The sequence below is a fragment of the Vibrio ziniensis genome, from assembly GCF_011064285.1.
Classification (GTDB): Bacteria; Pseudomonadota; Gammaproteobacteria; order Enterobacterales; family Vibrionaceae; genus Vibrio; species Vibrio ziniensis.
Genome location: NZ_CP049332.1, coordinates 427,488 through 451,537 on the forward strand (window position 1 = coordinate 427,488; position 24,050 = coordinate 451,537).

15 protein-coding genes are annotated in these 24,050 nt (G+C 41.9%); 7 read left to right on the plus strand and 8 right to left on the minus strand.

All coding sequences use genetic code 11. The features are described 5' to 3' along the window. Positions 1-4: 4 nt before the first annotated feature. Complete coding sequence (locus tag G5S32_RS16940; RefSeq protein WP_165313350.1) at positions 5-976, plus strand: ParB/RepB/Spo0J family partition protein; 972 nt, start codon at positions 5-7, stop codon at positions 974-976. 55 nt (positions 977-1,031) lie between these two features. Here the strand turns inward: G5S32_RS16940 and G5S32_RS16945 are convergent, their stop codons facing one another. Continuing rightward, a complete protein-coding gene (locus tag G5S32_RS16945; protein WP_165313351.1) occupies positions 1,032-2,063 on the minus strand; it encodes an ABC transporter substrate-binding protein in 1,032 nt (343 codons plus the stop codon). Positions 2,064-2,283: 220 nt separating this feature from the next. On the opposite strand from G5S32_RS16945, the gene G5S32_RS16950 reads away from it, so the two are divergent. Continuing rightward, complete coding sequence (locus G5S32_RS16950) at positions 2,284-4,314, plus strand: tRNA(Met) cytidine acetyltransferase TmcA domain-containing protein (RefSeq protein WP_165313352.1); 2,031 nt, start codon at positions 2,284-2,286, stop codon at positions 4,312-4,314. Positions 4,315-4,349: 35 nt separating this feature from the next. Here the strand turns inward: G5S32_RS16950 and G5S32_RS16955 are convergent, their stop codons facing one another. Further along, complete coding sequence (locus G5S32_RS16955; protein WP_165313353.1) at positions 4,350-6,035, minus strand: sensor domain-containing protein; 1,686 nt, start codon at positions 6,033-6,035, stop codon at positions 4,350-4,352. 354 nt (positions 6,036-6,389) lie between these two features. Here G5S32_RS16955 and G5S32_RS16960 point away from each other — a divergent pair, with 354 nt between their 5' ends. After that, positions 6,390-8,063, plus strand: a complete 1,674-nt coding sequence (locus tag G5S32_RS16960) for a FapA family protein (protein WP_165313354.1) — start codon at positions 6,390-6,392, stop codon at positions 8,061-8,063. A gap of 218 nt (positions 8,064-8,281) precedes the next feature. Here G5S32_RS16960 and G5S32_RS16965 read toward each other — a convergent pair whose 3' ends face one another. From G5S32_RS16965 to G5S32_RS16980, 4 genes are read right to left on the minus strand one after another with little or no spacing between them, the layout of a single operon-like run. Continuing rightward, positions 8,282-10,396, minus strand: coding sequence for a type I secretion system permease/ATPase (locus tag G5S32_RS16965; protein ID WP_165313355.1), 2,115 nt, complete (start codon positions 10,394-10,396; stop codon positions 8,282-8,284). Between the two features lie 17 nt (positions 10,397-10,413). Next, positions 10,414-12,324: a bifunctional diguanylate cyclase/phosphodiesterase gene (locus tag G5S32_RS16970; protein WP_165313356.1), complete on the minus strand. Its 1,911-nt coding sequence runs from the start codon at positions 12,322-12,324 to the stop codon at positions 10,414-10,416. A 5-nt stretch (positions 12,325-12,329) separates the two neighbouring features. After that, the gene (locus G5S32_RS16975; protein ID WP_165313357.1) at positions 12,330-12,992 is read right to left on the minus strand and encodes a transglutaminase-like cysteine peptidase; all 663 of its coding nucleotides are present in this window, start codon (positions 12,990-12,992) and stop codon (positions 12,330-12,332) included. A gap of 56 nt (positions 12,993-13,048) precedes the next feature. Continuing rightward, positions 13,049-14,440 carry an HlyD family type I secretion periplasmic adaptor subunit gene (locus G5S32_RS16980; protein ID WP_165313358.1) on the minus strand — a complete coding sequence of 464 codons (1,392 nt, stop codon included), beginning with the start codon at positions 14,438-14,440 and terminating at the stop codon, positions 13,049-13,051. Positions 14,441-14,712: 272 nt separating this feature from the next. Here G5S32_RS16980 and pdxH point away from each other — a divergent pair, with 272 nt between their 5' ends. Continuing rightward, the gene (pdxH, locus tag G5S32_RS16985; protein ID WP_165313359.1) at positions 14,713-15,348 is read left to right on the plus strand and encodes a pyridoxamine 5'-phosphate oxidase; all 636 of its coding nucleotides are present in this window, start codon (positions 14,713-14,715) and stop codon (positions 15,346-15,348) included. Positions 15,349-15,430: 82 nt separating this feature from the next. Here the strand turns inward: pdxH and G5S32_RS16990 are convergent, their stop codons facing one another. Continuing rightward, on the minus strand, positions 15,431-17,254 hold the full coding sequence (locus G5S32_RS16990; protein WP_165313360.1) for an SUMF1/EgtB/PvdO family nonheme iron enzyme: 1,824 nt from the start codon (positions 17,252-17,254) through the stop codon (positions 15,431-15,433). Between the two features lie 167 nt (positions 17,255-17,421). Continuing rightward, positions 17,422-18,528, minus strand: a complete 1,107-nt coding sequence (locus tag G5S32_RS16995) for a PEGA domain-containing protein (RefSeq protein WP_165313361.1) — start codon at positions 18,526-18,528, stop codon at positions 17,422-17,424. Between the two features lie 450 nt (positions 18,529-18,978). Here G5S32_RS16995 and G5S32_RS17000 point away from each other — a divergent pair, with 450 nt between their 5' ends. The 3 genes from G5S32_RS17000 to G5S32_RS17010 all read left to right on the plus strand — a co-directional run bounded on the left by G5S32_RS17000 (position 18,979) and on the right by G5S32_RS17010 (position 24,023). Beyond that, positions 18,979-19,788 carry an AraC family transcriptional regulator gene (locus tag G5S32_RS17000; protein WP_165313362.1) on the plus strand — a complete coding sequence of 270 codons (810 nt, stop codon included), beginning with the start codon at positions 18,979-18,981 and terminating at the stop codon, positions 19,786-19,788. 392 nt (positions 19,789-20,180) lie between these two features. Continuing rightward, entirely contained in the window at positions 20,181-23,300 is a 3,120-nt protein-coding gene (gene putA / locus G5S32_RS17005) for a bifunctional proline dehydrogenase/L-glutamate gamma-semialdehyde dehydrogenase PutA (protein ID WP_165313363.1), read from the plus strand. Positions 23,301-23,324: 24 nt separating this feature from the next. Then, positions 23,325-24,023, plus strand: coding sequence for a 1-pyrroline-5-carboxylate dehydrogenase (locus G5S32_RS17010; RefSeq protein ID WP_165313364.1), 699 nt, complete (start codon positions 23,325-23,327; stop codon positions 24,021-24,023). Positions 24,024-24,050: the final 27 nt, after the last annotated feature.

The window sequence follows — 24,050 nt, forward strand, 5'->3', positions numbered from 1 at the left end:
AGTTATGGCAATTAAGACATCTGACCTGAATGCAAAATTGTTTGGTAAAGTTGACAAACGCCGCGCAACTACGCCTAAAGAAGCACAGTCTGCGGCAAAAGCTCAGGCGCAAGTTATTGAGCTAGCTGTTGCCGGTGAGCAACTGGTGACGTTTGAACTTATACGAATCCCTGCTGCTGAAGTAGAAGCTAAAACTAAAATATTTGCTGCTAACGCCCGAGAGCAGAGCTTTCTAAACGAGCATGCACTTTCTGATATTCTCACTACGCTTCGTGAACGTGGACAACAATATCCGGCTGTTGGTCGCCGTATGGCGGACGGCATGATAGAAGTGCTTGATGGTAGCCGCCGTCGCATGTCATGTATCTTGGCTGAAAAAGAGTTTCTTGTTTACGTAGCAGATGATATCAACGCAGAACATGCAAAATTTCTTTCTGATGTTGCTAATGCACATAAGCCACTTTCTCTTTATGAGAAAGGTAAAGAGATGCAAGCTAAGCTTGATAGCGGTGAAGCTGAAGACCAGAAAGCTCTGGCAAAAATGTTCCAGTGCAGTGAAGCATTAGTGAGTGGAGCACTGAAAGCTGCTGCATTACCACTAGAGCTGCTACAAGCTTATCCTAATGTTGTTGAACTAGGCAGGCCTACAATTGTTAAACTTCACAAGCAATTTAATGAGCTGAGTGAAAATCAACGTTCTGAATTATTGAATAAGTGCCACGAGGACAATGGTTTTATTTGGCAACGCTGCCAGTCACAAGGAGTGGCTCGAATCACCAAAGAAGTGACTGAAACTATTGAAGAGTGGATTCACAATTTGGTGCCGCCAAAACGTTCTGCTAGCAGCAGTGTTGATTTAATCAAAGGCCGTGTTAGCTATGCTCGCAAAGGCAATAATCTTACGCTCAGTCTTAAAAAAATCGACGATACTTTGATGAAGGATATACTCGAGTTTTTGGAAAGCAAAATCGACTAATAAAAATCCCGCGAAATTCGCGGGATTTTTATATCTAACTGTTTTACTAAAGATATTAGTTTCTTAGGCGTTGCCAGTATTTTTCGTAAATGGCTAGAGCTTCTGGACCAACGTCGTTAATGAACTCACCGTTAGCGATGTCTTCATCTGTTGGGAAGATTGTTGTGTTATTTCTCAATTCTTCAGGTAGTAGCGCTCGACCAGTAGTTGTTGCTGAAGCGTAGCCTAGGCTGTTAACGATTTCAGCTTGGTTGTCTGCTTGATACATGAAGTTAATAAATTTGTGTGCCAGCGCTTTATGTTCACTGCCTGATGGAATGGTAAAGTTGTCCATCCACAATACAGAACCCTCTTTAGGGAACACGAATTTTAGCTCAGGCATATCTGCTTGACCTTGATATGCATTGCCGTTCCATTGCATACCTACAGACGCTTCACCAGAAACGTAAGGTACGTGTGGTGCATCTGAGTTGTATAAAAGAACATTGTCTTTAAGAGCAACTAGAGATTGGTAAGCTTTTTCGATCTCTTTTTCGTTTTTAGTGTTGATGCTGTAACCATTCAGTTTCAGTGCCATACCGAATACGTCGCGGATATCGTCAATCAACATAACTTGTTGAGCGTATTTTTTGTCCCATAGTTCAGCCCAATGAGTTACACCTTCAGGAAGAACTGAAGAGTTGTAGCTCATACCTGTTACACCGAAAATATATGGTAGAGAGTACTTGTTCTTAGGATCGTGAGCTTGACCAAGCAGTGCTGGCAGAGCATCTTTCATGTTTGGAATTTGGTTGTGATCTAGTTCAGCAAGTAAGCCTTCACGGCCCATCTTCTCAATAAAGTATGCTGACGCGAAAACAACATCATACCCAGTACCTTTAAGAAGCTTGAGTTTGGTATACATTGACTCATTGTTCTCAAATGTTGAGTAGTTAATTGTTACGCCTTCTTGCTCTTCAAATTTTTTAAGAGAAGTTTCTGGCAAGTAGCCACCCCATGCATAAACGTTTAAAGTCTGCATTTCTGCGCTTACTTGAGCTGAGCCAATTGTTGCAGCTAATACCAATCCTTTGATGAAAGTCTTCATTAATAATCTTGTCCTAACAGCCAGTACCATACTGGGGTTCTAATGAATAATTAGGCAAATTCTTTGCTCAATAAAGCAAATATAATTTATCGTCAGGGAAAATTTTTTTAACCTTAAATTGCTAAAGCCTACAAGGCCTTATATACAAGACTCAACGTGTCTTATTGTCGATTACAGGTGTGTGTTACCATACGAATACTTTCACTGATTGCGTAATATTATGTGTTCTGAAAACTCCCAATTTGTTTCTTATTTATTGGCATTACGTCAGCTTGCTTTAAAGCATCAATATCGTTTCGGTGTTTGTTTGCAAGGCGCGGAGGCGTGGAATCGTACTTTAGTTCAAGAATTGTTAGTTGTCTCGAAAAGTAATTCTGTGTTCCAAGTTGGAGGTGACGCATACGCTGAGGTGCGCCATGTGCCGTTTAACAAAGGTCAACAATTGTTGGGACAAGAGTGTGACTTGTTGATTTGTGATCTCTCATCAGGATGGGATGCTAATAGCTTTAGTGCTGCTCTAGGTACTCTTATCGGTGGTGGATTACTCATCGTATTAGGTTTAGGTGATCTGTCGGATAATGCTGCTGAAAAGTGGCTGAAATCTAGCTTAGATAAGCTAATAGTATTGTCTGATGTTTGCCAACCAATTCTTCCACAAATATCAGGTGCGCAACATCAAATAGATTATTCTCAGCAGCAACTAGCCATTGAGAATATTGTGAAAGTGGTTACAGGGCATAGAAAGCGTCCCCTAATCCTGACCGCAGATAGAGGTCGAGGAAAAAGCAGCGCCTTAGGTATGGCCGCCGCAAAGCTGATGTCCGAACGTAAGATTCGTATCATCGTAACAGCTCCAAGTCTTGATGCCGTTAGTCCGGTATTTCAGTTCGCTCAGAGTTTATTAGATGGTGCGAGTAGTGAAAGAGGTTTTGTGGCAGTGGCCGACTCTAGATTGCGATTCATTGCTCCGGATGAGCTATTACGAAATACACCAGAGTGTGATTTGCTGCTGATTGATGAGGCTGCTGCTATACCCTTGCCTATGCTTCAATCGATCATTAATAACTATCACCGCACAGTCTTTTCTTCAACGATTCACGGTTACGAAGGATGTGGGAGAGGTTTTTCTCTGAAATTCCAAGCTTGGCTTAAGCACGTTCGCCCTGATATGAAAGTTCAAAATATGTCTCAACCCATCCGTTGGAGCGAAGGCGATCCGCTGGAAGCATGGCATCGAACGAGCTTTTTACTTGATTTTGAATTTCAACCAATAAGCGATGCCATTTCCCTTGATGGTTTGATTTTTAGAAAGGTGCCTAAAAGTGAGTTGTTGGAAAATCCCGCCTTACTGCATAACATCTTTAGTCTACTTGTTAATGCCCATTATCAGACATCGCCAAATGATCTATTCCATTTGTTGGGCGACGAGAAAATGGAGGTCTACATTGCTACTCATCAAGATGTCCTTGTTGGGTGCATACTTTCCGTTGAAGAAGGCGGATTAGATCAGTCACTCGTGCATGATATTCAGATTGGTAAACGTAGACCGAAAGGCCATTTAACTCCGGTTTCAATCGCAAATCAGCTTGGCATTTCTGAAGCAGCGACTCAGGTGAGCCACCGTATTATGAGAATTGCAGTTCATCCTGATGTGCAAAACCAAAATATTGGTTTTGAACTGGTTAAGCGCTTTGCGTATGACATTGCTGATGATTTTATTTCCACCAGCTTTGGAGCGACTCCTGAACTGATGAAATTTTGGCGAAAGTGTGGCTTTCAAGTCATTAAAGTTGGCTCGCAACGAGATCAAGCAAGTGGCTGTTATTCTGTGCTTTTAGTTAAAGGCGAAAACTTGTTGTGGTTAGAAAGAGCTAAACAGAGATGTTTTCAGGTATTTGACTTTGAACTTACCGATTCACTTCAAGAGATGGAACCTGAATTAGTTAGAATACTACTTAGAGAACGTTTCCCCTCTATAGCTCAGTTACCTATAAATCTTATTCAAAATTACGCACTTGGTGGTTCGAACTTCGAGAGCATTGCTGTTTGGCTACGTGCTCTCGCTTTTTCTTTAGACGATGATAAGGTAAGTGTTCTCTCTGACGTATTTATTTCGAAAGTTGTTCAACGTGTATCTTGGATAGAATGTGCCAAGAGAAATCAACTTACAGGAAGAAAGCAAATTGAAGCTCATATTAGGAATGGATTATTAAACTTGTTGGACGATTTACAGTGTAAAGAGGAATGTTAGGACTATTTTTCTATCGTTTACACTGTAAATTTAACTTATGCATTTGATTTGTTGAGTTTTTTAAAATATGGATAACCACACCCATCTATCTGCATAGCTACCTCTACGGGTAGTGGTTTCGCAATGAGGTAACCTTGATATGAGCTAGCCTTAATTGGGGCGAACATTTCTGCCATCTCATGCGTTTCTATTCCTTCTATTGTCATTTCCATCTGTTTGTTTTCGCACAAAATCGATAGAAACTGGAGATATTCAAAAGCTTCTTGCTCAATGATGGATTGATTAGCCAGATCTTTATCTACTTTTAGTATTGAGAAAGGCATCTTAAAAATCGAAGTAATAGAACTATAGCCAGAGCCAAAATCATCCATTGCTAATGGGAAGCCTAATTCAGTTAGGACCCTGAGGCCTTCTAGCACTTGCTGGTTGTTATCGATAAGCACTGATTCAGTTAATTCCAAAACCAAATTTTCAGGCCGTCCCTTCTTATCGTTGGCAATTTCCAATAGTTTTTGAGGAAAGGTATCTTTAAGCAGTTGAAGCGCGGAAATGTTAACGTGCACTTTTAGGTTGCTATTCCACTTTTGGTTGTACTGAACAATAAAATCAGCCGATTTTGCGAACACCTTTTTACCCAGTTGAGAAATAAGACCGAGTGTTTCGGCCACTGGAATAAACTCGTCTGGGCGAATAAAACCAAATTGCTCTGTTTCCCAACGTGCTAAAGCTTCAAACGACTTTAGGTGACCAGTGGCTGCATCTACAATCGGCTGTAAGTGAATGGTTATCTCATCATTCTCAATTGCTTGCTTTATATGGTTCTCTATATAAAAGTACTTGCTTACTTCTGGCTTAACTTGATCGTTGTAAATCACCCAATTAAGTTTAGATTTTTCGACGGCGTATTCACAGGTCTGGTAAGTGGAATTTATGATCTCATCTGATGAAGCTTGTCTGTTGCAGCAAACATAAATACCAATGTATACATCGCCAAAGTAAGAAATATTGTTGCGTGTGATGGATTTGAATTGCTGAATGAATTCTCTTGCTAGTTTTGCAAGGACGTCATCGGATAAACCGTCTCCAATCAATACAGAAAATGTGTCTAGACTAGTTCTATAACATTGGCTTTCGTAGCGATTAAACATGTTAAAACATTCTAAAAGATTTGCGATGAAATCTGTCAGAATGAATTCGCTGTATTGGCTTACATATGACTTGATACCAGATACATGAAAGGTCATCACAGTGACATTGGAAGAACGCTTTGATAAGTCTAACGCTAGCTTATCCCTGTTCGGTAACCCAGTAAGCTTATCAAAATATGCCAGTTGCCAAATTGAGTCTTCGAGTTTCTTCTGTTCTGTAATGTCTCTGTGGTTACCCACCATGTACTCGCCTGAATCATCAACTTGGTTGATACCCGTAGCTTCAATCCAAATATATGTGCCATCTTTCTTTTTTACCCGATATTGAGTAATTACTCGAGTGTCGTCTCCTACTGCTTGAATATGAGTGTTTACATTATTACAGAAGGGCTTTCTGTCGTCAGGATGAATTAGTTGAGTCCACTGGTCGAGTGTTGTTTGACTGTGAAGGTCGAATTGTTCGTAAAAACTTTGATTATAGAAGGACACTTGGCCATCTGGCGTCATCATCCACAGCCCTTCAACGGCTGAATTAAACATATTGTTAAAACGTCTTTGGATTAATTCATCCATATCAAAGAGTGTCCTTTCTCTCGCTAGTGTTTACGTTTACAGTACAGTGAACATCATCATACATGTGTTACATTGTTTATATCAATGATATTTATTTTATTAATATCATTGGTTTTACTCGTTTTTCTGCTCGATTCCGTAATTGCTAGATAATGGAATTAGGGATAATGTAATTTTGTTTAGTTAGTTTAAGTGGCAACAACAGCTACAATTTACAGTGTAAAGTTGCTTAATGGGATGTGTATGACTTTTAGGGTGATACACACCTTAGTTTGAATATATGTATGTTTGGTATACGTCTCAGTTTCGATACACTGGGATCCAACGTTATGTGTACCGTAAAGGTTTAGTAGTATGTGGAAGGATGTCATTACGCTCACGGATGATAAAACTCGTGTAGTCGCTAAATTAACGGATGAGCAGTTCGTCAAGAAAGAGTTCACAAATGATAGTCTCGTGAATGCACTTCAACATCTTGGCGCTTCTAAGTTCTTTCTAATGGAAGACGCAGTAACGCGTTTTATTAACTGTGCGAGTGAAAGAAAAGGTGAGGCATACGAAGGAATCGTTGTTGCAGAAATCCGCAACGCGAATGTTGAAGTCATCTTGAGTGAGAACGACATGATTGCAAGCATGGTTGTAACTGGCGCTTATGGTGGGCGAGGGCTTCAAAGTGGCGAGATCATCCAATCTTTAGCAGACGCAAACGTTATTAAAGGTATCAATAAAGCCGCATTGAAAAAAGTGTTCGTAATCAGTAACCGATTAGCTGGCGGTGAGATCTTTACTCAGCCTGTGGCGCAGGGTAAAGAGGCGATTAACGGAAAAGATGCTAAGTTTCTTCCTTTGGTCGAGGATATCAATAAGCGCATTCTTGCACCGCAATCGGCAAAAGGCCAAGACAAAATTGATATGCGCGATTTAGGTGAAACTATCACCGTCAGTGAAAATGACCCGTTGATGCGACGTCAACCCGCAACAAAAGGTGAACCAGGCTTTACTGTCCAAGGCAAAATCATTCTTCCTAAACCAGGGGTAGATGTCGCTCTTGTTGCTGGTAAGGGGACACGTATCAGTCCTACCAATCCTAACCTCCTATTAGCGTCTATCAACGGCATGCCAGTGTTTCGTAATAAAACTATCGATGTTGAAAACGCGATATGCCTCAATAACGTTAGTGTAGCGACAGGGCATGTGAAGTTTAAAGGCAATGTTGTTATTACTGGTGATGTAGAACCCGGCATGATTGTTAGAGCGACAGGTTCAGTCACTGTTGGTGGATTTATTGAATCCGCTGATGTTCAGGCTCAAGGCAATATTGAAGTTGGCAAAGGTATTATTGGCCACACGGCAACCGAAGGGGAAGAAAAGAGTTGTACTGTTAAGTCAGGCAGCACTATTAAAGCCAACTACGCTCAATATGCAGAGCTGCAAGCGGGGGAAGACATTTATCTTACTGTCCACAGTATGGGAAACGTCATTCGCTGTGGCAAAGATTTAACTGTTCTTGATGACCAACAAAAGCAAGGGACATTAAGTGGCGGCACTGCGAAAGTAGGAGGTAAAGTTGTGTGCTTAAACTTGGGTGTTGAAGGTGACACCATTACATTGGTTGAAGCATTCGCCAGTTTTGGCCGTTACAAAGAACGTATAGCGAACCATAGAGACCAATACAAGCAAGCTCAAGAAGGCACGATGGATGCCATACGTAAAGAGTTAGAATTTAAGAAGCGCCCGAAAGCGGAGCGTTCTGCTGAAGAAGAACTCGAGATTAATGACAGAAAAGAAAAAGCGAATGAGCGCCTAGAGAAAGTAAAAAGTTCACTTGATTTGCTTAATGAAGAGTTTGAGCTCGCTTTGGCTGCCAATACCGTTGAAGCAAAAAATAAAGTATTTACTCATGTCACGGTTCAATTCAGCGATGAAAAAGTAGTTACAAAACGCGTTCGAGGTCCATCTGTCTTCGCTTTCAATCAATACGAAATTCAAGTTTCATCCAAGCTAGAAGATGAAGATGTAGGTGTTTAACTCCTACGATAAATACCAATCTAGCAATCCATTGTTCAGTGAGCATTGATAAGCAAATCCCCCGAACCAAGAAGGACTCGACGGAGCTTAACGGACGAATAGATGCTTGCATTCTATGCCTAATCTGCTCATGTTTTTAGTCAGAATGGTAAACATAACTTGTTGAAAACGAAAAAGGGAGCGATTGCTCCCCTTTGTTCTGGCTAATCTGTCTGTCATTAATGTACAGCACGTATCTTACCCTGTTTAAGATCATTGAGGACGATTGACTTAGGACCGTCCGCAATAATACTGCCTTTTTCCATCACGATAACGCGGTCGACGACATCAAGCATTGATGTTTTATGAGTAATAAGAATCAGGGTTTCACTTGGTGTCAAGTGTCTAATTTGGCTCTTGATGTGCATCTCGGAGCGGTTATCCATTGCGCTAGTAGGTTCGTCCATCAGCAATACCGGTGGGCGTCCTAATAATGCGCGAGCGATTGAAACAGCTTGGCGTTGACCACCAGAAAGAAGCATGCCACCTTCACCGACTTGTCGCTCTAAGCCTGCAGGATCTTGTTGTGTAAAGACGGTTACACCTGCTCGGTTAGCCGCATCCATCACTTCCCTGTCATCCACCAGTGGACGGCCAAGAGTAATGTTGTCTCGGATAGTACCGTAGAACAGAACACTTTCTTGAGGAACACAACCTATGTTACGACGAATATCTATATGATGGAGTTGTTGGATATCTGTATCGTCAATGCGTACATGTCCTTCAGTCGGCTTATACAAGCCCATAATTAAGCGCTCTAACGTGGTTTTACCTGAACCAATACGTCCGATGATTGCCACTTTCTCGCCTGGGTTTATGGTCAGGCTTAAATCTCGAATCGACGCGATAGGAGAATCAGGGTAATGGAAAGTAACTTTATCCAATTCGATTTTGCCTTGGATCATCGGACGGTGTATATAGCGCTTTCCATGTTCTTGTTCATCCGGCATAGCCATAACTTGTTCAATAATTTTCAGAGAAGCTTTTGCTTGGTTATAGCGAGTAGAAAGTAGTGATAGCTGCACCATCGGACCAATAGCGCGACCGCTAAGCATTGTCGCGGCGATAAGTCCCCCCATGGTTAGATCACCCTTTGCGATCAAATAGACTCCTAGAATAATCATCCCAATGTTAGCTGCTTGTTGGACTAAACCTGCGGTACTTTGAATGCCATCCGTAATCCGTCGGCTCTTTATGTTCCAATTTGCCATGTGAGAAATGGCTTCTTCCCAACGGTATTGGAATTGGCTTTGAGCGCCAAATAGTTTTACCGTTTCAAGGCCTGCTAGACTCTCAATCAAGTTTGCGTACTTTTGAGAAGCGAGACGAGAACCTTCCTCAATTGCTCGGCGCAAGGGGGCCTGGATAAGAAACGAGTAGATAACAAGTATCAACACACCGGCTATAGGTACGTAAACCAAATCCCCGGCCATCAGCCAAATAATGGCTAAGAATAGAATAGAAAACGGTAAGTCAATCAGCGATGAGATAGTCGCGGAAGTGAAAAATTCGCGTATGGATTCAAACTCTTGTAGGTGCCGAGCAAAAGCTCCAACTGATGGAGGTCTAGACTCCATCCGAATTCCCATTACTTTACTGAAGAGCTTAGAGGAGATGAGTATGTCGGACTTTTTACCCGCTATATCGATAAAGTAGTTACGTAGCATTTTCAACGCAAAGTCGAACAGAAAGATGACAAACACCCCACTGGCTAGAACCCACAATGTTTCGAATGCGAGGTTTGGAAGCACTTTATCGTAAACCAAGCGAGTAAACATGGGGGCAGCGATGGCGAATAGGTTAATTAATACTGAAGCGAGCATTACATCGCGATAGATATTTTTTGATTGCCAAATCGTACCCCAGAACCAGTGTCCTTCTCGTGTTTTTAAAATCTCAGGTGAACGTTCGTCATAGCGAAATTGTTTTTTCACCATAAAGTAACGGCCCATAAAGCGGGCATTAAGCTCTTCAAGTGGGTAAGCGATTGGTACCATACCTGATTCAGCCGTTACAATTTCCGCTTCTTGCTTCTCTTCGTTGATACTATTGAGAACACAGGCTTCACTTCCTTTAAGAAGAAGAATAACAGGGAAAACTAAGTGAGGGATGTCACTTAGATTGGAGCGGTTTTCTTTGGCGATAAGCCCTGCACGCTCTGCTGCGCGAGGAAAGAGAAAGGGTGTTAGCTTTCCATCTGTCAGCGGTAATCCATTGATTAACGCATCAGGTGAATTCGCCAATCCATAATAACGACTCACATAGACCAGTGAATTAAGTAACGTATCTTGCATTAATCTGACCTTTCCCTTTATTTATCGACAATGAAACCTTGGAATACTTCAATGAAGTGTTCAGATAAGAAGTCCAGCTGGGCCTGAGTTTCAACGCGAGAAGCGATGGTCTTAATTCCTAGGTTATTGGCTGTTCTTGAAATAGACGTTAAAGTGAATTTCTGCTTTTCATCGTCTAAGTGGTGAGTGAATAGATAATCTAGTTTTACGTATTTAGGTCTGAATTCGTTAATGTAATCCAATGATTGGAAGTTACGTCCATAGTTATCGACACCAAACTCCGCACCTGCAGAGCGTACTGCGTTACAGAACAGAGCTGTGTGATGAGGCGCGTTGATAAAACAGCTCTCTGGAATCTCAAAGTGGAGTAGGGAACATACTTCTTTGTGTTTAGCTAAAGTTTGTGTAATCCAGCGAATAAAGCTTGGTTGTTCAATACTGCTTTGAGCGATGTTAATCGCTAGTGGCGCGTTAAACTCATTAGCCTCAAGTTTTTCTATCATTTTCTCAATAACGTACTCATCAAATTGATGACTCGCGTTTAACTGCTCAAGTGCAAATAGGTACTGATTTGCAGTGTAGCGTCGCTCACCGTTATCGATAGCAGAGAACACTTCACGATGGAAGGTTTCTCCCCAGCTATCATTTGCTGCTTGAAAACGATATTGGAACCAATCATGGTGCATAGCTTCTTCAACCAATGCTTTCCACTGCTGTTTGCCCATAATGATTTGATTAGCTTCGGCTTTAATAAATCCGTATTTGACACCAGCATTTGCTTTAGATGCTGCAACTGCGTTGTCGAGAAGCGAAAGAACTTGAGTGGAAGTTTTCTTATTTTGATTATGCACAATGCCCAGATACACTTTTTCCTGAGTCATTCCTGTCGGATCTGCGCTGATGTCCTGCACGCACCCGAAAATGCTTTCAGCAACAACTTTGAGCTCGGCTTCATCCATATTTGGCAGAATAAAACCAAATTCATCAGTAGAGATACGGGCTATCGTAGTGTTTGGCGTAGAAAGTGTGACTTTCAAATGCTCTGCAAGGTTAGCAATCATTCCATCGCCCGCTTCATAGCCTTTCTCTTCATAGAGTTCTTTAATAAATTGAGCCTGAAGAATTGCCACACCACCTAATGCGCTTTCAGCCAACCAGCTACTTAATTGGTTCATGTAGTAGGCTCTATTACCTAAATGCGATACAGGGTCAATATAGGCCCGTTCGCGAAGTTGTTGAGCTTCCTGAGCCTGCGCTTTGAATGACTTCTCAACTTGTGCAGACATACTATTGATACCTTCAACTACGGAGATAAGATCTTTAGTTTTAGGTAATGGGAGTGGGTCACCAAAGTAGTTGCGCGCCACCTGTTCCATCTTATCAACAATCATCTGTAATGGACGAAGAGCACGTTTAACAATGAAGGCAATTGCTACTAAACCAGCAAAGAAAATTGTACCGAAAACTGTAGATAGTCGAATAAGAGCATTCCAAAATTGTGTATAGGCTTCTCCTGGGTGGCTAATTATTTCGACTTCAGCCAGTTGCATCCAACCACTAGTTACTACGCGTTGGTCATGAATTGGTTGAAATAGGTTTAAAGCAGTAAACCAAGCTGGCACATAACTTGGGTTAATAGGATAAGCACGTTCAATTTTTTGGTCATCGTCGAGGAATTTCAGCCTTACTAGCGAGTAAGTGCTTCCATCGAATAACGCATTGATAACCGATTCAACCGCGACGGAATCTTTATTCTCAAGGTACGGAGCAAGAGCTAAGCCAACGGTATTGATCGTATTGCTGACTTCAGAGCGTTGCTGTTGCTCTAAGTTGTCCCGAGTCGTGTTAAATTCGATAACGAATACCGAGGTTAACAGCAGTACAAATACAGTTATCATTCCTGCGACCAGTTGTTTATATAGTGTCATAGTACCTACTCATCGTAACTGATTAGTGGTTTATTCAGTTTAAGAGAGCGCTCACGAGCGCGTAAATCATTCCAAAGGCTAAGGCGTGAAGAGTCACCAGCGAGCTGACCGTTCTTCGATTTCATTAGCCACAAGTTTTTACCGTTGAAACTGTATATTGGTAACAGATCCCTACGGGTTGAAGCGGGTTTTATTTCGCCGTTGATATTGTCTAAAATCAATGGCTCTGCATTCGGTGTTGAGTAATAGGCGAGAACCATGTGGAACTGATTTAGTTCGATGGCTTTTACGTACACAAGGCGCAGTTTTAGGTCAGATACACCCAGCTCTAGCAGTGAGAAGTACTTGGCGATCGTGAAGTCTTCACAGTCGCCAGCATTACTCCCCAAGAACTCCAATGGAGTGGCCCAATAGTCGTTCTTACCCCAAAGTTGTACATCGTTGACAAAATAAAGTTGGTTAAAGAAACGGTTTACTTGGGTTAACTGTTCTCTTTCAGACAAGCCTTTATAACTCGCCATTTCTGTGCGCCAGGTAGCCACTCGCTTGCCAGCTCTTAGACCATAAGTTGAGGAGACAGCATCTATCCATTGTTGCTCTTGTGTACTGACCGCCACAGAGAAGGATGAAGTAATTAGAATCAGCGTTGCAGCTAGCCAGCGCTTCATTACATGTCCTTATCCATGAGGTTAGAACGGCTTAATTCATACTTGAGCATTCAGTGTTATTCCCGCAAAGCATTTTTCTTTGCTCTAAGAATCGGTTCTAGTAAGTATTCCATCACTGTGCGTTTACCTGTGATGATATCGATGGATGCGGTCATGCCTGGAATGATTGGCAGATTGCCTTCGTGGCCCAACGAAGTTTCATTGGTACGCACTCGAACCAAGTAAAAGCTATTACCTTCTTCGTCTTGGGTTGTATCTGCGCTAATGTGTTCTAGAGTGCCTTCTAAGCCGCCGTATTTAGTAAAATCATAGGCGCTAAACTTCACAATGGCGTGTAAGTCAGGTCGTAGGAAAGCGATGTCTTGTGGTGCAATTTGCGCTTCGACGAGCAGAGTGTCTTCTGTCGGTACAATTTCAACGATATCCATACCGGGTTGAATTACACCTCCAACGGTATTTACGTTTAGAGTTTTTACCGTACCTGTTACTGGTGAAACCACTACCGTTCGGTTTACTCTATCTTCTAGCCCTACCGCAGACTCGGTCATAGAAGAGAGCTTATCTTGCGCTTGGTTTAGCTCTTGTTGTTGTTGGGAACGAAATTTCTGAGCGGTATCGATTCTGCTCAACATCGCTTCGCGAATATTTGATTTCAGTACGGGAACCTTTAACTCACTGGAAGTGAGTTCGCGGCGGGTGTCATTTACCTGACGTTGTAGCTTAAGAAGTTCTATTCTTGGTACAACACCCTCATCTGCTAAAGGTTGAGTGATTTCCAGTTCTTTATTGGCAAAGTCGTAGCTTTGGCGAAGGTTCTTGATTCGAGCTTGAATCTCAATTAACTCTTGCTGTTTCTGTTTAACTTGCTGTGACATAACTGAAATTTGGTTGCGCAGATTATCTAAATCTTGTTGATATTCTGCACGTTGACGAGCAACCAACTCAGGTTGAGTGTCTTTCAGTATAGGAGGGAAAGCGAGTTTGTTGTAATCGATACGAACACTATTCTCCCAGTTACTTTCACTGAAATCTTCGTCAATCATAACGCTAGAAAGTGACGCAGATAGCTGAAGTACGTTTGCTGTTAAGTTTGCTACTTGTTGTTCGCGTTCGCGAAAATCTGAACGAAAGCGAGTGTCATCAATCAGTATCAGTTGCTGACCTTTAGTCACTTGTTCGCCTTCACGCACCAGAATTTGTTTTACTAGACCACCTTCTAAATTCTGAATTACCTGGACTTGTGATGAAGGGACAACTTTACCTTGGCCTCGGGTAACTTGATCAATCTCTGCCCAAGAAGCCCAAATAGAACCTATGATAACAAAACATATTATTACCCAAAGTATGATACGAGCACTACTTGGAGTGTTGAGAAGTAGCGCAGCTGTCTGGTCATCAACATAGTCTAATTCTGTAGAAGTGAGCTTATGATAACTACTCTTGCTCATTGGGTTCCTTGTCATTGTTCGGCTGACTGAATTTACCTATAAGAATAAATGTTAATTATGGAATCAGTATAGCGATTTCCATTTAATTTTTGAATTTATTCATTTTTTCGATGGATTTATTGTTCTTATTGCTTACTCGTTTTGTTTGACAGCTATTTTATTAACTTTAGTTAAGATCATAATTTATTTACGTTATGGTCCATTTATAGGTGAACTACTTGAGTTATTGAACAGTTCAGAGGACAATCGGCAAAAAATTACGAGGAGTAGAAATGGATCTTTCAGATATTCGCCGAGAGTATATTCAAGGTGGTTTGAGACGTAAGGATTTACTTGCCGATCCTATTGACCAGTTTAACTTGTGGTTACAACAAGCGATCGATGCAAAACTGACTGACCCTACAGCGATGACTATCGCGACGGTTGATCAAAATGGTCAGCCTTTTCAACGAATTGTTTTGCTAAAAAATTTAGATAAAAATGGTTTCGTTTTCTACACCAATTTGGGTAGCAGAAAAGCACAGCATATTGAGCACAATAATAAAGTTAGTATTCATTTCCCTTGGCACCCTCTAGAAAGACAAGTTCATATTACAGGTACAGCAGAAAAACTGACTACTCTGGAGAACATGAAGTATTTCACTTCTCGTCCGAAAGATAGCCAAATTGCAGCTATTGCAAGTCACCAAAGTAGCCGTATTTCGGCTCGTGGTATTTTGGAAGGTAAGTATTTAGAACTGAAGCAGAAGTTTGCTAATGGTGAAATACCTGTCCCCAGTTTTTGGGGAGGATATCGTATCAAACCTGAGAGTATTGAATTCTGGCAGGGGGGAGAGCATCGTTTGCATGACAGATTTTTATTTAGTAAAACGAATGATATGTGGACAGTTGATCGATTAGCTCCATAAGCTAGCCTTTATCACAATATAAAACAAAAGGGGGGAATAATGCGTTATTCCCCCCTTTTGTTTGCGTTAATTTCGTTGCTGTTTATTGCAACTCTCGCAGAATACGGAAACCAAGGTAATTCGCAGCGGTTGTTGGCCCGACGAAAAGTTGCTTATCTGCTCTAGCCATTTCTGGAGAGAAAATCCAAGCTCCGCCCTTTGCCATTCCTCTTTCATCGTTAGTCCATTCCCATACGTTTCCAACTACATCGTAGAAACCTAAATGGTTTGGTTCAAATGTTCTAACTGGCGAGGTACTTTTATTTGACCATTGAGTACCACCCCAACCAGTATTCGCTTTACCGTGACCAAATGAATCGCCCCACCAGTAGCCACTTTGGCTGCCTGAACGAGCTACTATTTCCCACTCATCTTCACTTGGTAGTCGGTATTTAAAACCAGTCTGTTGAGATAGCCAGCGCGTATAAGCTATAGCATCGTTCTGGCTAATGCATACAGCGGGCGATTGAGCTGATTGTTTGAAGCCAGGATTACGCCAATAGCTCTCAGAAATCGGTGTGACTTCTGAGTTATCTACAGTAATACAGATATTCTTTAGTTCGGCATCTGTTTTATAGTTTGTTTTAGTTATAAATGCCTCAAACTGAGCAACAGTAACGGGTGTTGCACTCATAGCGAAAGAATGATCAAGGTGCAGTTGACGTTCAGCGTTATCGCCTAATAGATATTCACCCTTAATAATGGTGATCATCTCTGGAGCTTTGGCTCCTCCTTTCAATGAGTCTGCAAACTTATGTCCAGGTTTGAGGATATTCTCATATTCATGTAGTACAGCTCGTAACGTTTGGTCGGCAGTGATGTCGATTTCACTATTGAAAGCTCGATACCCTTCTTTCTCTATAATGATATGGTGCTTGCCTACTGGCATCAACACTTCAACAGGAGTGCTACCATATTGAACACCATCAACAATCACTCGATCGCCATATTGGTTAGAACGTACTGATAAGCTGACCCACGCAACTTCTTTTTGAACTTCACTGCTTTGAGTACTCTCACTAGGAGCAAAGCAGTACTGAGACTCCACATTTAGCAGTTTACACGGTGCATTTTCTGCTGGGCGGGCGTCAAGTTGTGCGGCAATAACTGTACGGTATTGACTGCCTTCGTGGAAACCGGACTCGATAACGGAGTGCTTCAAGACATGAATATTAAGCGAAACATCACCTAAATGCTGATTGACAATTCCTGACTCACTAGTCTCATTAACCAGCCAACTTTGAAATTGCTTCACTGCTTTTTGCAGTCCAAGCTCGGTGGTTTGGTTGCCACATTGCACCAGAGTCATATCTGCACTGCAAGTGTTGATAAAGCTCACTTTTTGTTCGCCTGAGCGTTTGAGTTCATCTCGCAAACGTTCGACTCGAGCTCTTTGTTTTTTGTGCTCTAAGCTGGCAATATTTTGTTCGATTACATTTTGTGCGGCTTTCTTTTCAGCCAACTTAACTTGTAGTTCTTGTAGTTTTTGTTCTGCATCTAAACGAGATTTTTGGTTCTGCTTTACTTGAGACCAAGCATCTTGATATGAACGTTGAGACGATGTGATATCTAGATTCGGCTCATCTATCATTTTTAGATAATCGTGTTCAAGGTTTGTCTTAGCTTCTTTAAGTTGCGCATCCAGCTTGGCTGTTAGTTGATCAAGCCGATCCAGTTCCTTTCGTTGATTTTCTACAGCAACTTGCTCAAACTGAGCCAACTTTATTGCGTTCTGCAACTCTGAATTTTTACTGAACAGCGCGTCATCAATGGCCATTACAGTGGAAGGGGTTCCATCTGCTAACGTCGATGTTGCCATTAAGCAAGGTGAGAGTGCTATTAGAAGAGCGGATAAACCTTGTCGCATTGTTGTCTACTTTAGTTAAGTTTAAAAAAAAGTTTTGGCTATTCTAAACGAAAACGCCATCATGTCTGAAGTTATCTTTCAATAACTTGGTAACAAAATGGCGTTTTAACATAGCTCTATTTAGCAGCTTTGTGAATCAGAACAGAAAAAAAAATATATTTCACTGCTTAACCGTTTTTATTTGGTCTTAACTTCACCCAAACAGAATCATTACCATTGACTGTAATGACTCGATTATAAGTTTCAAAGCCATCTTTAGAGACGGTTACTTGATGGCGACCTGCCGGAAGTACGATCTCTACTGGAGTACTTCCATAGTTAATGCCATTAATGGTCACTGAATCGTTGTACTGGTCAGAACGAACCGTTACATTTGCCCACTGCTTATCATTTTTCTTGTTTGTATTGTCGTCTGCTGCACTTTGTAGGCAATAACGAGTAGAAACATTCAATAATTTACATGCAGCAACTGCTTCAGGCTTGGCTTGCAGTTGGGCTTGCATTTGAGCTACATAGTCACTGCTACCTTCAAATCCACTTTTGATGATTTGACTCTCTTGAACATGGATATTCAGTTCAACACCATTAGTGTTTTGTTTCACTATACTAGACTCTGTGACGCCATCTAGTAATTTCGCTCGAAACATTTTTACTGCTTTTTGCTTAGTGAGGTAGATACCTTGGTTTGCACAGTCTCCAAGAGTCATAGTAGCAGCACAGACAGTTTTGTAGCTTGTCTCTAATACACTACTTTCTCTAAGTTCTGATTCAAGACGTCTTACACGTGCTTCAGTACGACTTTCTTCCAAATTAGTAAATTCAGTCTTTAAGCGGGCTTGCTTCTGCTTAATTTGCGACAGACGCATTTCACTTTCTGTTGCGGACTGATCGTTAGCTAATTTTTCAGATTGGTTTTGTTTTACTGCAGCCCAAGTCTCTTGATATTTCTTTTGGAAACTAACGAGATCCGTTTCTGGGTCATCTAACAAACGAGAGTATTGTTTATCTAACGCAGATTTTGCTCTATTACGTTTAGCATCTAGTTCATCTGCTTCACGTTGGAGGCGCTCTTCTTCATTTTTCAATTGTTGAAGTTTGGCTCCTTCCGCTTCATATTCTGAAGAAATCGTGTCAATTTCACTTTGTTTGATACTTATCTTCTCATCGATGCTCGCCACAGGATCAGCCTGTGTTACTTGTTCTGCGTTCACCGATGCAGTTACCCAAAGAGGGCTTAGCGCAAGCAATAGCGCTGGGATGCGATATTTGATCATAGGTCCCTGCAACAATTTATATTTAACCACCGAAAATAGTGGGAAAGACAATCTTTTGACAGCTTTTAAATAAGCTGACTCATTATGCAAACTTTTTAGCTTTTTCCGCTTCAAAGCACTAAAACTTACTGAAACCTGTGATTAGGTCTCTGATTTTGTAAATCTTAAAAATGTGCATCTGACATTTTGAGCAGATTAATAAAATATGCAAGTACCTATTATCGATCCACTGTACTGTTTTTCGATTGAATACACATTGACCGTAATTTATGTGCGCTTGATCATTGTTCCGACGAGTCAAATAAGCTCGATTTCATCACTGTAAATTATTATATATGCGCATGGTTGTTTAATGTTGTGGGTGAGATGTACGGCGATATCACTGCGAGAAATTTTGGTATAAAATGCGAACCTATTTCAAAAAATGACATGGTCTTGAGTGAGCAACATATGACGACTTCTGCCTCTACAGAACAAAGAGCCAAAGTTTTGTCGCCTCGTCCGGCGCAGCTAATTACCTTGCCTGCGTATATGGAGTGCCATGATCACAGCTATACCCAAATCGTTATTGGTTTAAAGGGGCAGGCGGAGTTTGAAGTCTGCGGAAGCGGAAATATTGTCGGTCCTGGTCAGGGGTGCGTTGTAACATCGGGTACAGATCATGCCTTTGGCGGTATTGTTGGCCAGTCTGATATTTTGGTGCTGAACTTACCTTTACCTTCGGATGATGATCCTCTAGCTCTACAGAAGATCAATGATCTTTCCCGCAGTGATGTATATTTTCAACTCGATGGACAAATTCAAAAATTGATTCAGCTACTCGTTTTGGAAATGCAAACGCATCCCGATGATCTTCTGTTAAGTCGCGCATGCAGTGATACAGTGACAGCATTACTGCAAAGACATATATCCAGTTTTTCAACACATAGAAAAGATTCACGCTTCGATTTAGAAGCGGTGGATCGTTATATCGAGCAGCATTTAAGTCATCGAATTTCTGTTGCACAACTTGCGGGTAGCGTTTTTCTTGGTGAAAGCCAATTCCACAGCTTGTTTAAAGATCAGTTGGGCATCACTCCACACCAATATGTGTTGGGCAAACGTGTTGATATGGCGAAATCTCTGATTGAACAAGGGCGCTTAAATTTAGGCCAAATTGCAGAACTAACAGGGTTTTCTAACCAAAGTACCTTCACTCATACCTTCTCTCGATTGCAGGGAATTTCACCTTCGCAATTCAAAAAAAGCTGTCGTAACTAGTTTTTCACTTCTTAGCGTTATCTATTAATTACTTATTAATTACTGTCGTTGTGACTAAAAATTAACAAATCTCGAAATAATTTTGTTTTTTCCTCTGGTCACTGATGCTCTTCAGCAGTGTTGTTCGCTATTCATCTTCAAATTTAATGATAATTATTCTTCTTTAGAATGCTGAGATAGCCATTTAAAGTTATTTATTTGCGTTAACTGGTAAGAAATTAGCATTTTATTTTGTTGTAAATGATGTGATTCTGTTTTTACTTTGTTAATAAACCAAGTTTTTGGCAAAAAGCTCGGAGTTTTTGACAAGTAATCTTCGTAAGCTCAAAATACACTGCAGCCATTGTAGGAAGCCCGGATTGGATATACGGGTATGAGATTGAGGAAAACGCGTGTTTACAGCAACTGATGTGTTGAAAGCCGAATTTGTAGAGCAACCGCTTAGCAAATTATGGTCGCAGATCTCGCCACTTTATATGGTGGACGAATCCCAATGGCTAAAGGAACTTTTACCCCTAGCAACCCCAACGGAAGATGAAAAGTCAGCGATAGCGGTTAAGACAACCGAGCTTATCGAGACCATTCGTAAAGATAAGCAATCGATCCAAATGATTGATGCACTTCTGCTTGAGTACAGCTTAGATACGCAAGAAGGCATCTTATTGATGTGTCTTGCTGAAGCTTTGATGCGTATTCCAGATGCACAAACTGCGGATGCGTTTATTAAAGACCGTCTGGGTGTTGCAGATTGGAAGTCACACCTAAAGAATTCAGATTCTGTATTCGTTAATGCTTCAACATGGGGCTTAATGTTTACAGGTAAAGTGATTGGCCTTTCTGATGTAGAAAGCACCAGTCCAATCCAAGCGGTTAACCGTTTAGTCAACAAGTTGACTGAGCCTGTTATTCGTAAAGCAATGCATCAAGCGATGAAGATCATGGGACACCAGTTTGTTCTTGGTCGTAACATTGCTGAAGCGCAAAAAAATGGTCGCAAGATGCGCGACAAAGGTTTTACCTACTCATTTGATATGTTGGGTGAAGCCGCGCTAACGACTGCAGATGCGAAAAAGTATTGCCAAGACTACTTAACGGCAATTGAAGCTGTTGGTCGTGACAAATATGGTTTAGATACCAGTCCTGCACCGTCTATTTCTATCAAGCTTTCTGCTCTACACCCTCGTTACGAAGTGGCAAACCGCGAGCGAGTAATGAGTGAGTTGTACCAAACGTTAATACAATTGCTTGAGAAAGCGATTGAGCTTGATGTTGCTATCACGATTGATGCGGAAGAAGCAGACCGTTTAGAACTTTCTCTTGAACTGTTTGAAAAAGTTTACCGTAGCGAACTTGTAAAAGGCTGGGGCAAGTTTGGCCTAGTAATCCAAGCTTACTCAAAACGTGCTCTTCCTGTTCTAGTTTGGTTAACTGCGCTTGCAAAAGATCAGGGTGACTTAATACCGGTTCGTCTAGTTAAAGGTGCTTATTGGGACAGTGAGATCAAATGGTCTCAACAAGCAGGTTACACTGGTTACCCTGTTTACACTCGTAAAGAGTCGACCGATGTTGCGTACTTAGCTTGTGCTCGTTTCCTTTTGAGTGAGTCAGTACGTGGCAATTTGTTCCCACAATTTGCTAGCCATAACGCGCAAACCGTGACTTCTATTGCAGTGATGGCGAAGCACAAAGATTTCGAATTCCAACGTCTTCACGGAATGGGCGATGCATTGTACAACCATGCAATGGCAGCGTATAAGCAATCGGTTCGTATTTATGCTCCGGTTGGCAGCCACAAAGATCTGTTGCCTTACCTTGTTCGTCGTCTACTAGAAAACGGTGCAAACAGCTCATTCGTTCACCGTTTGGTGGATGCTCGTTGTCCGATTTCTTCGTTGACTCAGCACCCAGTTGACATGCTGCTAGAGTTTGAAACGTTTAATAATACTCAAATTCCATTGCCACCAGCGATCTTTGCTGAGCGTCGTAACTCATACGGTGTGAACATTGATATCGAAAGTGAAGCGGCACCATTTGAAAAACAGGTGGAGTCATTCATTGGTCATCAGTGGAAGGCTGCGCCAATCATCAATGGCAGTTCAAAGATCGAAAGCATGATCAAGGATGGTGTTAAACCTGTAGTGGTCACAGCGCCATATGATCGCCGTATCGAAGTGGGTCAAGCGTACTTTGCTTCCCATGATCATGTTTCCGAAGCGATCGAATCTGCGCAAGCAGCATTTGCGAGCTGGAATCAAGAACCCGCATCTGTTCGTAGCGAAAAATTAGACAAGCTTGCGGACCTATTAGAAGCGAATCTGGCTGAGCTAGTAGCGATCTGTCATCACGAAGCGGGTAAAACCATTCACGATAGCATTGATGAAGTTCGTGAAGCTGTCGATTTCTGCCGTTACTACGCCAAACAAGTGGATTGTTTAGGTGAGTTCACGGTTGATGGTTTTGATGGTGAAGAGCGTAAAGTACGCCGTGAAGGTCGTGGTGTGTTTGTTTGCATCAGCCCTTGGAACTTCCCTCTGGCTATTTTCCTAGGCCAAATCTCTGCGGCGTTGGTGGCAGGGAACACGGTTGTAGCAAAACCTGCAGAACAAACCAGTTTAATCGCTGTTCGTGCGGTTGAATTGATGCTTGACGCGGGTTTCCCAGCGGGCGTTATTCAACTTCTTCCTGGTAAAGGCGCAGAAATTGGTAGTGCGTTAACGTCGCATCCAAGTATTGCTGGCGTTGCGTTTACAGGTTCAACTGCAACGGCACAACGTATCAACCAAACACTGGCTGAGCGCGATGCTGATCCTGTTCCGTTTATCGCGGAAACAGGTGGTCAGAACGCAATGATCGTTGACAGTACTGCTCTACCAGAGCAAGTGGTTCGCGATGCTCTACGCTCTGCATTTGCTTCAGCGGGTCAACGTTGTTCAGCACTTCGTGTGCTTTTCGTTCAGCAAGATATTGCAGATCGTATTACCACCTTGATTAAAGGTGCGATGCAAGAACTGTCGATTGGTTTGCCTTATCTACACACCACAGATGTGGGCCCTGTGATTGATGGCAAAGCGAAGCAAACTTTGCTTGATCATATCGAACACATGACCAAAACACAGAAGAAGGTGGCACAGCTAAACCTAAACGAAGCGTGTCAACACGGTGACTTTGTCGCTCCTACCGCGTTTGAGATTGCAGACATTTCATGTCTGACCGAAGAAAAATTTGGTCCGGTTCTGCACATTGTTCGCTTCAAAGCAAATGAACTGGCAGATGTGGTTAATCAAATTAACCAAACTGGATTTGGTCTGACTATGGGTATCCATAGCCGTAACGAAACAACTTATCGCTGGATTGAAAAACACGCTCGAGTAGGTAACTGCTACATCAACCGTGACCAAGTAGGTGCTGTGGTTGGCGTTCAACCATTCGGTGGACAAGGCTTGTCGGGCACAGGTCCGAAAGCGGGTGGCCCACACTACTTATACCGTTTTTCTCAAGTTCAGTACTGTTAATCGATTAGGCGAAGGAGACCAAACATGGTTCATCAAGTAACTCGTTTTTCTGACGCTTTTTCGGCTTGGGAAAACTGGAATCTGACAAGTTTTGATTCTAAATGTGAGTGTTTACTTTCATTGAAATCAAATTTAGAAAACATTTCGCCTCAATTAGCGAAAGTGATTTCTTACCATCTTCAACAGGTTTCAACATTGTTGGCGCATACGCACCAACTTATTGGCCCGACAGGAGAAACTAACGAGCTGTATACAGCGGGTCGTGGTGTCGCTCTGATCATTCAAGATGACAGTAGCTATGCTGCGAAACAAGCTGTAATTGCTCAGTTAACGGCTGCATTAGTTGCGGGTAACAGCGCAGTATTTTGTAGCGATGATGCTGAATTATTTTCAGCATTAAAGGCTGCTTTCGAGCAGTCAACAATGCCAGCAAACGTTTTGCAATTCGCGACATTTGATGCTCATCACCAGTTGATAGAGTCGGATGTTCGCGCTGTAGGTTATGTCGGTAAAACATCGGTTGAGCGTCGTCTTAACCGTGAACTGGCAAAACGCACAGGCGCTATCGTTAGCTTGGTATCAGAAACGGATTTGGATGCACTACCTGTGGCATACGATCCACACCTATCACTGCGCTTTATTACCGAACGTACTCGTACAATCAATATTACAGCAGTGGGTGGTAACGCAACCTTGCTTGAGCTTGGGAGCGAATCTCATTAGGTCTGATGGCCGTAAAAGATCTTTCAG